This window comes from Streptomyces sp. 7N604 (genome assembly GCF_052245475.1).
In the GTDB taxonomy this organism is placed as follows: domain Bacteria; phylum Actinomycetota; class Actinomycetes; order Streptomycetales; family Streptomycetaceae; genus Streptomyces.
Genome location: NZ_JBQQBX010000001.1, coordinates 26,615 through 40,324, shown reverse-complemented (window position 1 = coordinate 40,324; position 13,710 = coordinate 26,615). Strand labels below are relative to the sequence as shown.

Sequence of the window (13,710 nt, the reverse complement as noted above, 5' to 3'; positions counted from 1 at the left end):
CCGGTCGCATCTCAGACTGCCCACCAGACGCAGGTGTCGGCCGGAATGTGGACACTCCCGCCGGTGAAGTGCAGGGCCGCGGTGGCGAGCACCGGCCGCCCCGGCACGGGAAGTTCGACCTCCCGCGCCAGCGTGTTGAGCGTGCACACGAAGCCGGGCCGGGACACCGCCAGCACCCCCTCCGGGGCGTCCAGCCAGGCCATCGGGCCGTCGCCGAGCCCGGACAGCTGCCGCCGCATCGCCAGCGCCGAGCGGTACAGCTCCAGGGTCGAGCGCGGGTCGCCGGACTGCGCCTTCACCGACAACTCCCGCCAGGCGGCTGGCTGCGGCAGCCAGCTGCCGCCGGGCCCGAAGCCGTACGGCGCCGCCTCGCCCGACCACGGGATCGGCACCCGGCAGCCGTCGCGCCTGCCGTCCTGGCTGCCGGTGCGGAAGAACGCCGGGTCCTGGCGCACCTCGTCGGGCAGGTCCTCGACCTCCGGCAGGCCGAGCTCCTCGCCCTGGTAGATGTACGTGGACCCGGGCAGCGCCAGCATCAGCAGCGCGGCGGCGCGGGCCCTGCGCAGGCCCGGCTCGCCGCCGCCGTAGCGGGTGGTGTGGCGTACGACGTCGTGGTTGGACAGCACCCAGGTGGTGGGGGCGCCGACCGAGGTGGTCGCGGCCAGAGACTCGTCGATTACCCTGCGCATCGCATCCGCGTCCCACGCGCAGTTCAGGAAGTGGAAGTTGAACGCCTGGTGCAGCTCGTCCGGGCGCACGTACAGCGCGAGCCGGTCCGAGCTCGGCGCCCACGCCTCGGCGACGCCGATACGGTCTCCGCCGTAGGAGTCCAGCAGCTTCCGCCAGGAGCGGTGGATCTCGTGCACCCCGTCCTGGTCGAAGAACGGCAGCACCTGCGCGCCGATCAGCTTCGCCTGCTCCTTGCGGCCGATGTCCGGCATGCCCTCGGCCTTGACCATGCCGTGCGCCACGTCGATGCGGAAGCCGTCGACGCCCAGGTCCAGCCAGAAGCGCAGGATCGAGTCGAACTCCTCCCGCACCTCGGCGTTGTTCCAGTTGAGATCGGGCTGCTCGGGTGCGAAGAGGTGGAGGTACCACTCGCCCGGGGTGCCGTCCGGCTCGGTCACCCGGGTCCAGGCCGAGCCGCCGAAGACCGACTCCCAGTCGTTCGGCGGGAGTTCGCCGCCTCCGCCCCTGCCGGGCTGGAAGTGGTAGCGGTCCCGGGAGGCCGCGCCCGCCCCCTGCGCGAGCGCGGCCCGGAACCACTCGTGCTGGTCGGAGGTGTGGTTCGGGACGATGTCCACGATCACCTTCAGACCCAGCTCGTGGGCTCTGCGCACCAGGTCGTCGGCGTCCTGCAGATCCCCGAACAGCGGGTCCACGGCGCGGTAGTCGGCGACGTCGTAGCCGCCGTCGGCCTGCGGGGAGGCGTAGAAGGGGGTGAGCCATACGGCGTCCACGCCCAGGTCGGCCAGGTGCGGCAGTCGCTCGCGGATACCCCGCAGATCGCCGATGCCGTCGCCGTCGCTGTCCGCGAACGAGCGCACGTAGACCTGGTAGATGACGGCGCTGCGCCACCAGCCGGCGGTGTGCTGCCCGTCTGTCTGCTCGCGGACGGACGGGGCGAGGTCCTGGGTCATGTTGCGTTCCCTATCGGGTAGGCCCAACAACGGGGCGTCAGGTGCGGCTTCAGGTGCGAAGTTCTGGACGAAAAGGGTCAACGCCCAAGGCGCGGACCGGTGACGTGATTCAGCCCTTGGTACCGCCCGCGGTGAGTCCGGCGACCAGATGCCTCTGGGCGAAGAAGAACAGCAGCCCGGCCGGGACCATGATCAGCACGGATGAGGCGGTCATCAGACCCCACTCCGCCCGGTGCGGTCCGACGAAGGTCTGCAGGCCGACCGCGAGCGTGTAGTTCTCCTCGCTGCTCATGAACTGGGTGGCGAAGGCGACCTCGCTCCACGCGGTCAGGAAGGTGTAGAAGGCGGTCACGGCCAGGCCCGGCCGGGCCAGCGGCACGATCAGCCGCCAGAAGGTGCCGAACGGGGTGAGGCCGTCGACCCGCCCCGACTCGTCGATCTCGGCCGGGATGGTGTCGAAGTAGCCCTTCAGCATCCAGGCGCAGAACGGCACGGCCACCGAGCAGTAGGTGAGGATCAGGCCGCCGTAGCTGTCCAGCAGGCCCAGCTTTCCGAGGGCGTTGTAGAGCGGCACGATCAGCACCGCGACCGGGAACATCTGGAAGAGCAGGAAGGACCACATCAGCGAGCCGTGGCCGGGGAAGCGCATCCGGGAGAGGGCGTAGCCCGCGCTGGCCGCGATGAGGACGCCGACCAGCATGGTCCCTCCGGCCACCACGACCGAGTTGGCGAACCAGCTCAGGAACGCGGTGTCGGCCAGCACATGGCCGTAGTTGGCGAGTGTGAACCCCGTCAGCTCGGTGGGGTGGGTCCAGCCGCTCTCGCCGCGCAGCGAGACCAGCACGATGAAGACGACGGGGAACAGCGCGATCAGCGAGGCCAGCACGAGCGTCGTGTGCAGGGCGACCGAGGCCCCCTTGGAGCGCTCGCCGCGCCCGCGGACGCGTACGGCGGGTGCACTCATCGGACCGCCTCCTGACGGTTCAGCATCTTGCGGTAGAAGACGGAGAAGACCAGCAGCAGGGAGAGGATCACGATGCCGTACGAGGCCGAGGCCGCGTAGTCCCGTACGCCCTGGAAGGCCAGCCGGTAGGCGTACGTTACGAGGATCTCGCTCTCGGTGCCGCCCGCCTGCCCGATCACCAGATAGATGATCGGGAACATGTTGAAGGTCCAGATGGTGCCCAGCAGGATGATGGTGCTGCTGACCGGACGCAGGCCCGGCAGCGTCACGTTCCGGAACCGCTGCCAGGGCGAGGCGCCGTCCATCTCGGCCGCCTCGTGCAGCTCCCTCGGGATCGCCTGCAGCCCGCCGAGGATCGCGACCATCATGAACGGCACGCCCAGCCAGGTGTTGACGGCGATGACCGAGATCTTCTGGATCACCGGGTCGCCAAGCCAGTCGACCGCGCCGATGCCCACCTTGGCGAGCAGCGCGTTGAGCACGCCGTTGTCGGTGTTGTACATCAGCTTCCAGGCGAAGGCGGCGACGAACGCCGGGACGGCCCAGGGCAGGATCAGCAGCACCCGGTACAGCGACCGCCCCCTGACCGGCCGGTTGAGCAGCATCGCAAGAGCCAGGCCGATCGTGTAGTGCAGGAACACGCAGCTCGCGGTCCAGATCACGGTCCACGTCAGCCGCGGGTAGAAGGAACCCTCCTGCCCGGAGAGGATATTCCAGTAGTTGTCGAGCCCGACGAACGTGTACGTCGCCGGAACCTCGAAGTTGCCGATCACCCGGCCGATGTTCGCCTCGTTGGCGTCGGTGAAGGACAGGAAGATGCCGCGGCCGAGCGGGTAGCCGACGAGCACGGCCAGCACCACGACGACGGGCAGCACCATCGCCCAGGCGTACCAGTGGGTCTTGTACGAGCGCCGGGCCCGGGTGAGCAGCCCCGGGCGCTGCGGCCGCTTCGGGCCGGAGCCCGCGGGCGCTTCCGTCTGCTCGGTGCCACCGGGCAAGGTGTCGGCTGTGGTCATGGCTCCACGGCTTTCTGCGGTTCTGCGGCGGGGACGGGCGAGAGTCGGGTCGGACGGGGTCGGGACCGGCTCGGCCGGCCGGGCGCGTGGGGCCTTCCCGCGGGCGGCGGAAAGGACCCCCGGCCGGCCGAGCCTGGGTCTCCCCCGGCACCGGCCGGGGGAGAGTCGGTTACCGGCCGGCGATCTCGTAGTCCTTGATCAGCTTGGACTTCCACTCGTCGGCGAGGGCATCGAGCCCGGCCTTCGGGGTGGCCTGCCCGCGCAGGATCTTCACGTAGTGCTGGTCGAAGGCGACGAACAGGTCACCGACGCCGGGGATGGCCGGGCGCGCCTTGGATGTGGCGAGCGCGTCCTGGAAGGCCTTCTTGACCGGGTCGGCCGTGACCTCCTGGGTGTAGGCGGAGGTGCGCGTCGGCAGGGTGCCGAGCTCCGTGGCGGTGTACTCCTGGCTCTTGGCTGAGGTCATGAACTTCACGAAGAGGAGAGCGGCGTCGAGGTTCTTCGTGCCGCGGTAGACCGTGTAGTTGTGGCCGCCGATCGGGGCCGCGGCCTTGCCCGTGGAACCGGCGGGGACGGGCGCGATGCCGAGGTTGTCCTTGTCCTTGAACGCCTTGCCGGTGTAGTCCTCGGCGGTCGACCAGGGGCCGTTGACCACCATGGCGACCTTGCCGTCCTTGAAGGCCGTCTGCATGTTGACGTAGCCGTCGGTGGTGGCGGGCTTCAGCGAGACGCCGGACTTGACCATCTCCAGGGCGGTCTTCACGCCCTTGACGGCCTCGGGGGAGTTCACAGTGATCTTCTTGCCCTTGACGTCGAGCATGTCGCCGCCCTCGCCGTAGATGAACGGCAGGGAGAAGTAGCCCTCGGGGTTGAGCTGGGTGCCCGCGATGCCCGTCTTCTTCTTGATCGTCTTCGCGGTCTCGATGAACTCGTCCCAGGTGGCCGGGGGCTTCTCGATCCCGGCCTTCTTGAAGATCTCCTTGTTGTAGAGGAGACCGAGGGTGTCGGTGACCTGCGGGACGCCGACCGTCTGGCCCTTGTACTTGGCGGTGGACATCGGACCGGGGAGGAAGTCGTCCGCGCCCTCCAGGGCCGCCGTGCCGTCGAGCGGCTGCAGATAGCCGAGGTTCGCGAAGCCGGCGGTCCAGCCCACGTCCGTACGCATCACATCGGGCGCGCCCTTGCCGGACTGGGCGGCGGTCTTGAACTTCTGCTCGGCGGCGTCGAAGGACACCGGAACCCGCTTGACCTTGATCTTCGGGTACTTCGCCGAGAAGTCCTTCACCAGTTCGTCGTACGCCGGGCCCTCGGCCTCGTTGGAGGTGTCCCACCAGGTCACGGTGCCGGAGACGCTGCCCGGGTCCTTGGCGGCCTTGGACCCGTCGCCACCGCTGCCTCCGCTGTCACCACCACAGGCCGTCGCTGCCAGAGCCAGCACGCCGGCCACGGCGGCGACCGATATGCCTCGACGCATATTGATCTCCTCATTGAGTGTGGCCCGGCGTGCGACATGTGTGCCATGTGTTCGCTCCCCCGGCTGACGCCGGGATGTGCCCCCAGTTCCTAGAGGGCCGGGCTGGGCAGGAACGTAACAGGGCTGCAAGTCTTGCGAAAGACCTTGCAGAAAGAAAACAGCGAGATTTCCGGGCTGTGACCTCTCCGTGTCGCAGGGCTTGACCGCGGTGGTTGAGGCTCGTACGGTCTCGGCGGCGGCAAGCTGCTGACGGCTTGCTGCAAGAACCGTCATCAATGGCCTTACGGGCATGGCGCGTTGCCACGAGGCTGCACCGAGCGAACCGAAGGGCGCGGCCGCCCGCGCCGGAGGCGCTGTCAGACGCTGCGAATGTGACGAGGTCAAGCGCGGACCCCAGCCGATATGCGGCTGGCGCCGCGCGAGCGCAGTGCCGAGGAGCGTCGACACCGGGTCGGAGCGCCCGGAGGTGAGCGAGGAAGCGCACTGCCACCCGCACCCTCCCCCCCACGCAGGAGGATCCATGGCCATCAGACTGCTGGCCGCCGCCGTCGCCCTCGCGGCCGGTGCGGCGGTAGCCCTCGCCGTACCGGCGCCTCAGGTGGCGGCCGCCCCGCCAGGGGATAAGGACGTCACCGCGGTTCTGTTCGAGTGGCGATTTGACTCGATTGCACGGGAATGTCGGGAAACGCTTGGTCCGGCGGGCTACGGCTACGTCCAGGTCTCGCCGCCCCAGGAGCACATCCAGGGCGGCCAGTGGTGGACCTCGTACCAGCCCGTCAGTTACAAGATCGCCGGGCGGCTCGGTGACCGCACCGCCTTCCGGAACATGGTCGACGCCTGCCATGGGGCGGGCGTGAAGGTCGTCGCGGACGCCGTGATCAACCACATGACGGCCGGGTCGGGTACGGGCACGGGCGGCTCCTCGTACACCAAGTACGACTACCCCGGCACCTACTCGGGCTTCGACATGGACGACTGCCGGTCGCAGGTGAGCAACTACCAGGACCGGTACAACGTCCAGCACTGCGAACTCGTCGAGCTCGCGGACCTCGACACCGGCGAGGAGTACGTGCGCTCGCGGATCGCCGCGTACCTGAACGACCTGCTGTCGCTCGGCGTCGACGGCTTCCGCATCGACGCCGCCAAGCACATGCCGGCGGCCGATCTCGCGGCCATCAAGGGCAAGCTCACCGACCCGGACGTGTACTGGAAGCAGGAGGCGATCTACGGCGCGGGCGAGGCCGTGTCGCCCACCGAGTACCAGGGCACGGGCGACGTCCAGGAGTTCCGGTACGCCCGCGACCTCAAGCGGGTCTTCACCAGCGAGCAGCTTTCGTATCTGAACAACTACGGCGAGGGCTGGGGCTACATGGAGAGCGGGGAGTCCGCCGTCTTCGTCGACAACCACGACACCGAGCGCGGCGGCGACACCCTCAGCTACAAGGACGGCGCCGACTACACGCTGGGACACGTCTTCATGCTGGCCTGGCCGTACGGGGCGCCCGACGTCCACTCCGGCTACGAGTTCAGCGACCGCGACGCCGGACCGCCGAACGGCGGTGCGGTGAACGCCTGCTGGCAGGACGGCTGGAAGTGCCAGCACAAGTGGCCCGAGATCGCGGCGATGGTCGGCTTCCGGAACGCGGTGCGCGGCACCGCCGTCACCGACTGGTGGGACAACGGCAACGACGCGATCGCGTTCGGGCGCGGCAGCAAGGGCTTCGTCGCCATCAACCACGAGGGCGGGGCACTCACCCGTACGTACCGGACATCGCTCCCGGCGGGCGACTACTGCGATGTGCAGAGCCGCAGCAGGACCGTCACGGTGAACGGCTCCGGCCAGTTCACGGCCACGCTCGGCGCGAACACGGCGCTCGCACTGCACACGGGCGCGCGCGCCTGTACTTGACGTCCGTCCTTTGCCCGTGGTGGTTGCGGCCGGTTCGGCTCCCCCAGCTGCCGCTGGGTGGGGGTACCCCCAGCGGTAGCTGGGGGGAGTGCCCCCCATCCGGGCTCCGAACATCGTGGTTGCTCGCCGTTGCGGCGGAAACTTCTTTCCGCCGCAACGGCGAGAACCTCCCGTGGACCTGACCGGCGGTGCCAACCCGCGCAACCCGGCCACGGTCCCCCCGCATCTCGCCGACGGCCATCCACTTCCCCGAACCCCCCCGAAGGAGATCTCGCCTTGACACACCCCTCCCTGCGACGCAGAACGGCCCTCGCCACCGCCGCGGCGGCAGTGCTCGCGGTGCTGCCCGCGGCGGCACCGCCCGCCGCGCGGGCGACCGCGCCTCCGCCCCCGCCGTCGGACGCGTCTCTCGCCGCGCAGCCCGCGCGTCACGACCTCACGCGCGAGCAGTTCTACTTCGTCCTGCCCGACCGGTTCGCCAACGGCTCGGCCGCCAACGACCGGGGCGGCCTCACCGGCGGGCGCCTGAGCACCGGCTTCGACCCCGCCGACAAGGGCTTCTACCAGGGCGGCGACCTCAAGGGCCTGACGGAGAAGCTCGACTACATCAAGGGCCTCGGCACGACCGCCATCTGGATGGCGCCCATCTTCAGGAACAAGCCGGTGCAGGGCGCGGGCAAGGACGCCTCGGCCGGCTACCACGGGTACTGGATAACCGACTTCACACAGGTCGACCCGCACTTCGGGACGAACGCCGAGCTGGAGCGGCTGATCGACAAGGCCCACGACAAGGGCATGAAGGTCTTCTTCGACGTCATCACCAACCACACCGCCGACACGGTGGACTACGCGGAGAAGGAGTACGGCTACCGGCCCAAGGGCGCGTACCCGTACCTGGACCGCGAGGGCCGCCCCTTCGACGACCGGAGCGGCGGCATCGGCAAGGTGGACGCGGACTCCTTCCCGTACACCCCGAAGGCGCGGGAAGGCGTGGGGACAACGCCGGCCGGTAGCCGGGCGAGTAAGGTTCCAGGCTGGCTCAACGACCCGACGATGTACCACAACCGCGGGGACTCGACCTTCGCGGGCGAGAGCAGCGAGTACGGCGACTTCGCGGGCCTGGACGACCTGTGGACCGAGCGGCCCGAGGTCGTCGAGGGCATGGAGAAGATCTATCAGCGCTGGGTCCGCGATTTCCGGATAGACGGCTTCCGCATCGACACTGTCAAGCACGTCGACCTCGACTTCTGGACCCAGTGGGCGACGGCCCTGGACGCGTACGCCGCGAAGCGGGGCCGGGACGACTTCTTCATGTTCGGCGAGGTCTACTCCGCTGATCCTGCGGTCACTTCGCCGTACGTGACGCGCGGCCGCCTCGACGCAACGCTCGACTTCCCCTTCCAGGAGGCCGCGCGCTCGTACGCCTCCCAGGGCGGCCCGGCGGAGAAGCTGTCCGCGGCCCTCGGCCAGGACTACCGCTACACCACGGGCAAGGCCAACGCCTACGAGCAGGTGACCTTCCTCGGCAACCACGACATGGGCCGCATCGGGACCTTCCTCAGGCAGGACAACCCGCAGGCCGGAGACGCGGAGCTGGTGCGCAGGGCCCGTCTGGCGAACGAGCTGATGTTCCTGACCCGCGGCAACCCGGTCGTCTACTACGGCGACGAGCAGGGACTCACGGGCGCGGGCGGTGACAAGGACGCCCGGCAGACCCTGTTCGCGTCGAGGACCCCCGACTACCTGGACGACGACCAGCTGGGAACGGACCGTACGCACGCCGACGACGCGTACGACACCCGGCACCCGCTGTACCGGTCGATCGCAGCGCTGTCGAAGCTGACGAAGGAGCACCCGGCGCTGCGCGACGGCGTGCAGACGCGGCGGTACGCGGCGAAGGGCGCGGGCGTGTACGCGTACTCGCGCACGGACCTGAAGCGTCAGGTCGAGTACGTGGTCGCGGTGAACAACACGACCGAGGCCAGGAGGGCCGAGATCCCGACGGGCGCGGCCGGGATGCGCTTCGAGCAGATCTACGGCGGCGAGGGCGCCGGTACCACGGGCTCGGACCGGAAGCTGACCGTCGAGGTCCCCGCCCTGTCCGCCGTCGTCCACAAGGCGGCACACAAGCTGCCCGCGCCGGACGCGAAACCCGTGATCGACCTGAAGGCACCGGCCGCCGGAGCGACCGGCACCGTCGAGATCTCGGCGGACGTCGACGGCGGCGGGCTGAACCGGGTCGTGTTCGCGGCGCAGGTGGGCAACGGAAAGTGGCAGGTCCTCGGGTCCGCGGACCACGCCCCGTACAAGGTGACCCAGCACATCGACGAGCAGGTGGAGGCGGGAACTCCGTTGCGTTACAAGGCCGTTGTCGTGGACAGCGCGGGCCGCACCGCCGGCGCCCTCGCCTCGACGACCGCCGGCCAGACCCCGCGGCCCGAGAAGCCCACCGCCGTTCAGCGCGACTACGCGATCGTCCACTACAAGCGCGCGGACGGCGACTACGACGGCTGGCAGCTGAAGTCCGGCGACAGGACGGGCGCCTTCAGCGGGCGCGACGCGTACGGCGCCTTCGCCTGGCTGAAGGTGGCCGACGGCGAGACCGCCGTCCCCTTCACCGTCGAGAAGAACGGCACCGCCGACGGTCCCGAGCGGACCGTCGACCTCGCCCGCACCGGCGAGGTGTGGCTCGAGCAGGGCAAGGACGAGCCGGCCGAGAAGGCCCCGGACGGCGCCTACCCGCCGCAGGACACCAAGAAGGCCGTTCTCCACTACCACCGCGCCGACGGCGACTACGACGGCTTGGGCCTGCACACCTGGACCGGCGCGGCCGAGCCCACCGACTGGTCCAAGCCGCTGAAGCCGGTGCGCCAGGACGCGTACGGCGTGACCTTCGAGGTCCCGCTGGCCGAGGGCGCGAAGTCGCTGAGCTACATCGTCCACAAGGGCGACGAGAAGGACCTGCCCAGCGACCAGTCCCTGGACTTCGGCACCCACGGCCGCGAGGTCTGGCTGCTCGCCGGACAGCCGAAGTACCTGCTGCCGACCATGGGCGGCGCCCCCGACCTCGACCTCGCCAAGGCCGAGGCGCAGTGGATCGACCGCGACACCGTGGTCTGGAAGGTCAAGGCCACGGACGCCACCAGCCAGCAGCTCGTCTACGCGCCCGACGGCGGCATCACGGTCGAGGACGGCGCGCTGAGCGACGAGGGGCACTGGCTGCGCCTGAAGCCGTCGGCGCTCACGGACGCGCAGAAGGCGAAGTACCCGCACCTGAAGGACTATCCGGCCTTCGCCGTGGACCCGCGCGACCGGGACCGGATCCGTACGGCCCTGAAGGGCCAGCTCATCGCCACGCAGCGTTCCGCCGAAGGGGCGCTGCTGGCGGCGACGGGCGTGCAGACGCCGGGCGTGCTCGACGACCTGTACGCGGGTGAGGCCGTGTGGGCGAAGCTCGGACCGGTGTTCCGGAAGGGCCGTCCCACGCTGTCCCTCTGGGCGCCGACGGCGCGGAAGGTGTCACTGGAGCTGGGCGGCAGGACGGTCCCGATGCGGCGGGACGGCGCGAGTGGCCTCTGGAGCGTCGAGGGCGAGCGGAGCTGGGTCGGCAAGCCGTACCGGTACGCGGTGACCGTCTGGGCCCCGTCCGTACAGAAGATGGTGACGAACCGGGTCACCGACCCGTACTCCTCGGCCCTGACCGCCGACTCCCAGCGTAGCCTGGTCGCCGACCTGTCCGACCCGGAGCTCGCCCCGAAGGGGTGGTCGGACCTGAAGAAGCCGGAGGCCGCGCCGCTGCGCGACGCGCAGATCCAGGAGCTGCACATCCGCGACTTCTCGATCGCCGACCGGACGGCCGGACACCGCGGCGAGTACCTCGCCTTCACCGACCGGGACTCGGACGGCGTGCGGCACCTGCGGAAACTGGCCCGCGCGGGGACCTCGTACGTCCACCTCCTCCCGGCCTTCGACATCGGCACCATCCCGGAGCGCAAGTCCGACCAGGCGGAGCCCGGCTGCGACCTGCCGTCGTACGCGCCCGACTCCGAGAAGCAGCAGGAGTGCGTGGGGGAGACGGCGGGGAAGGACGCGTACAACTGGGGCTACGACCCGCTGCACTACACCGTGCCGGAGGGCTCGTACGCCAGTGATCCCGAGGGCACGCGCCGCACGGTCGAGTTCCGGCGAATGGTGCAGGGCCTGAACGGAACGGGCCTGCGCACGGTCATGGACGTGGTCTACAACCACACCGTGGCGAGCGGTCAGGACCAGAAGTCCGTGCTGGACAGGATCGTGCCCGGGTACTACCAGCGGCTGCTGGCGGACGGCTCGGTCGCCACCTCCACGTGCTGTGCCAACACCGCGCCCGAGCACGCCATGATGGGCAAGCTCGTCGTGGACTCGGTGGTCACGTGGGCGAAGGAGTACAAGGTCGACGGCTTCCGCTTCGACCTCATGGGCCACCATCCGAAGGCCAACATCCTCGCTGTCCGGAAGGCGCTCGACGCCCTCACGGTGGAGAAGGACGGCGTCGACGGAAAGAGGATCATCCTCTACGGGGAGGGCTGGAACTTCGGCGAGATCGCCGACGACGCCCGGTTCATCCAGGCCACGCAGATGAACATGGCGGGGACCGGCGTCGCGACCTTCTCCGACCGGGCGCGGGACGCGGTGCGGGGCGGCGGGCCGTTCGACGAGGACCCGGGGATCCAGGGCTTCGCCTCCGGCCTCTACACCGACCCCAACGGCTCGAAGGCCAACGGTACGCGGGAGGAACAGAAGGCGAGACTCCTCCACTACCAGGACCTGATCAAGGTGGGACTCACGGGCAACCTCGCCTCGTACACCTTCAGGGACAGCAGCGGAAAGGAGGTCAAGGGCTCGGAGGTCGACTACAACGGCGCCCCGGCCGGATACGCCGCGGCCCCCGGCGACGCCCTGGCATACGCGGACGCCCACGACAACGAGACGCTCTACGACGCCCTCGCCTTCAAGCTCCCGCAGGGGACCGGGGCGGGGGAGCGGGCCCGTATGCAGGTGCTGGCGATGGCCACGGCCGCGCTCTCCCAGGGCCCGGCCCTCTCCCAGGCAGGCACGGACCTCCTCCGCTCCAAGTCGCTGGACCGCAACTCGTACGACAGCGGTGACTGGTTCAACGCCGTCCACTGGCAGTGCGGGACGGCGGGCAAGGCGGGTGCTCCGGACCATGCGGGCAACGGCTTCGGCCGCGGGCTCCCGCCGGCGGCCGACAACAAGCCCAAGTGGCCTTACGCCAAGCCGCTGCTGGCCGACCCCGCCCTCCGCCCGGGCTGCGCCCGGATCACCGACACCTCGGCCGCGTACCGGGACCTGCTGAGGATCCGCAGCATGGAGAAGTCCTTCAGCCTGTCCTCGGCGGAGGCGGTCCAGGAGGCGCTCTCCTTCCCGCTCTCGGGCACGGAGGAGACGCCGGGCGTCATCACGATGCGGCTCGGGGGGCTGGTCGTCGTCTTCAACGCCACACCGGAGCGGCAGGACCAGCGGATCGCTTCGCTCGCGGGCAGGCCGTACGCCCTCCACACCGCCCAGGCCCGCGGCTCGGACGCGGTGGTGAAGTCCTCGTCCTACGACCGCGATTCGGGCACCTTCACGGTCCCGGCGCGCACGGTCGCGGTCTTCGAGCGGCGCTGACGAGCAACGTCGCGGGGGCCGTTCGTCGCTGTCACTGGGCTGCGCTACGGTGCAGCCCAGTGCACAGACGAAGAAATGACCGGTGCACGGACAACAGGGGGTGGGGTATGAGCATGTCCGCATGGGGGCGCGTGGGCGTCTCGGTGACGGCCGTGGCCGTGCTGGCGGGCGTCGCGGGCTGTCAGGACGGCGCCGACTCGTCGTCGAAGAAGTCGAAGAACAAGACGACCGGACAGCAGGGCCGCGTGCAGACGCCGGTTCAGGCCATCACGGCCGCTTTCAAGAAGACCGAGGCGGCGAAGTCCGCCAAGGTCCGGATGACGATGTCGCTGCCGGTCACCGCCGAGGGTGGTGGCGAGACGGTGATGACGGGTGTCATGGGCTGGGACCCCACGGTGATGGACATGACCATGAGCGGCCCCATGTTCAAGGCCGAGCCCGGAGCTCCGGAGAAGGTCCGCATGGTCTGGCGCGACAACGTGATGTACATGGACATGGGCGCCGCGGCCGCCAAGGACATGGACGGCAAGCGCTGGATGAAGCTCGACCTCGCCGCCGCGGCCAAGGCCTCCGGCGGCGAGACGGCCGCCAAGCAGATGACCGGCGGGCTCGACAGCATGAACCAGGACCCGGCCCAGCAGCTGGCGGTCCTCCTGGAGTCGCCGAACATCCGCCGCGTGGGCGTCCAGCAGATCGACGGGCAGCCGACCGAGCACTACAAGGGCACGCTGACCTTCGAGGAAATGCTGAAGGCCAACAAGTCCGGCATCGGCGCGAAGGAGCGCGAAGAGCTCCTCAAGAAGATGCGCGAGTCGAAGATCAAGGGCTACGACACCGAGGTCTGGGTCAACGAGGACGACTACCCCGTGAAGATGGACCTGGGGATGAAGACCCCGCAGGGCCGGCTCAAGGTGACGGCCGAGTACTACGACTACGGCGCCCCGGTGGAGGTCCAGACCCCGCCGGACGGCGAGACCGTCGACCTCTTCGCGATGCTGAAGGACATGGGCGAAACGCCCGCCCAGAGCCAGTCCTGA

Annotated in this window: 7 protein-coding genes; 3 read left to right on the top strand and 4 right to left on the bottom strand. The window is 69.7% G+C overall.

What is annotated here, in order from left to right; genetic code table 11:
• Nucleotides 1–11: 11 nt before the first annotated feature.
• The 4 genes from ACTWP8_RS00165 to ACTWP8_RS00150 form a co-directional block, all read right to left on the bottom strand.
• Nucleotides 12–1,640 (bottom strand): glycoside hydrolase family 13 protein, encoded by a 1,629-nt coding sequence (locus tag ACTWP8_RS00165; RefSeq protein WP_443320077.1) that lies wholly within the window; start codon nt 1,638–1,640, stop codon nt 12–14.
• Between the two features lie 109 nt (nt 1,641–1,749).
• Complete coding sequence (locus ACTWP8_RS00160) at nt 1,750–2,604, bottom strand: sugar ABC transporter permease (RefSeq protein ID WP_443320076.1); 855 nt, start codon at nt 2,602–2,604, stop codon at nt 1,750–1,752.
• The gene (locus ACTWP8_RS00155; RefSeq protein ID WP_443320075.1) at nt 2,601–3,620 is read right to left on the bottom strand and encodes a carbohydrate ABC transporter permease; all 1,020 of its coding nucleotides are present in this window, start codon (nt 3,618–3,620) and stop codon (nt 2,601–2,603) included. The genes ACTWP8_RS00160 and ACTWP8_RS00155 overlap by 4 nt, the downstream gene beginning before the upstream one ends.
• Nucleotides 3,621–3,789: 169 nt before the next feature.
• On the bottom strand, nt 3,790–5,094 hold the full coding sequence (locus ACTWP8_RS00150) for an extracellular solute-binding protein (RefSeq protein ID WP_443320074.1): 1,305 nt from the start codon (nt 5,092–5,094) through the stop codon (nt 3,790–3,792).
• A gap of 520 nt (nt 5,095–5,614) precedes the next feature.
• Here ACTWP8_RS00150 and ACTWP8_RS00145 point away from each other — a divergent pair.
• The 3 genes from ACTWP8_RS00145 (at nt 5,615) to ACTWP8_RS00135 (ending at nt 13,710) form a co-directional block, all read left to right on the top strand.
• Nucleotides 5,615–7,003, top strand: coding sequence for an alpha-amylase (locus tag ACTWP8_RS00145; protein WP_443320073.1), 1,389 nt, complete (start codon nt 5,615–5,617; stop codon nt 7,001–7,003).
• A 276-nt stretch (nt 7,004–7,279) separates the two neighbouring features.
• Complete coding sequence (pulA, locus tag ACTWP8_RS00140; protein WP_443320072.1) at nt 7,280–12,673, top strand: pullulanase-type alpha-1,6-glucosidase; 5,394 nt, start codon at nt 7,280–7,282, stop codon at nt 12,671–12,673.
• Nucleotides 12,674–12,780: 107 nt separating this feature from the next.
• Entirely contained in the window at nt 12,781–13,710 is a 930-nt protein-coding gene (locus ACTWP8_RS00135) for a hypothetical protein (protein ID WP_443320071.1), read from the top strand.

Excerpts from the sequence above, each read along its gene's own strand:
- ACTWP8_RS00165 (WP_443320077.1), bottom strand. The coding sequence starts at position 1,640 with ATGACCCAGGACCTCGCCCCGTCCGTCCGCGAGCAGACAGACGGGCAG.
- ACTWP8_RS00160 (WP_443320076.1), bottom strand. The coding sequence starts at position 2,604 with ATGAGTGCACCCGCCGTACGCGTCCGCGGGCGCGGCGAGCGCTCCAAG.
- ACTWP8_RS00155 (WP_443320075.1), bottom strand. The coding sequence starts at position 3,620 with ATGACCACAGCCGACACCTTGCCCGGTGGCACCGAGCAGACGGAAGCG.
- ACTWP8_RS00150 (WP_443320074.1), bottom strand. The coding sequence starts at position 5,094 with ATGCGTCGAGGCATATCGGTCGCCGCCGTGGCCGGCGTGCTGGCTCTG.
- ACTWP8_RS00145 (WP_443320073.1), top strand. The coding sequence starts at position 5,615 with ATGGCCATCAGACTGCTGGCCGCCGCCGTCGCCCTCGCGGCCGGTGCG.
- ACTWP8_RS00135 (WP_443320071.1), top strand. The coding sequence starts at position 12,781 with ATGAGCATGTCCGCATGGGGGCGCGTGGGCGTCTCGGTGACGGCCGTG.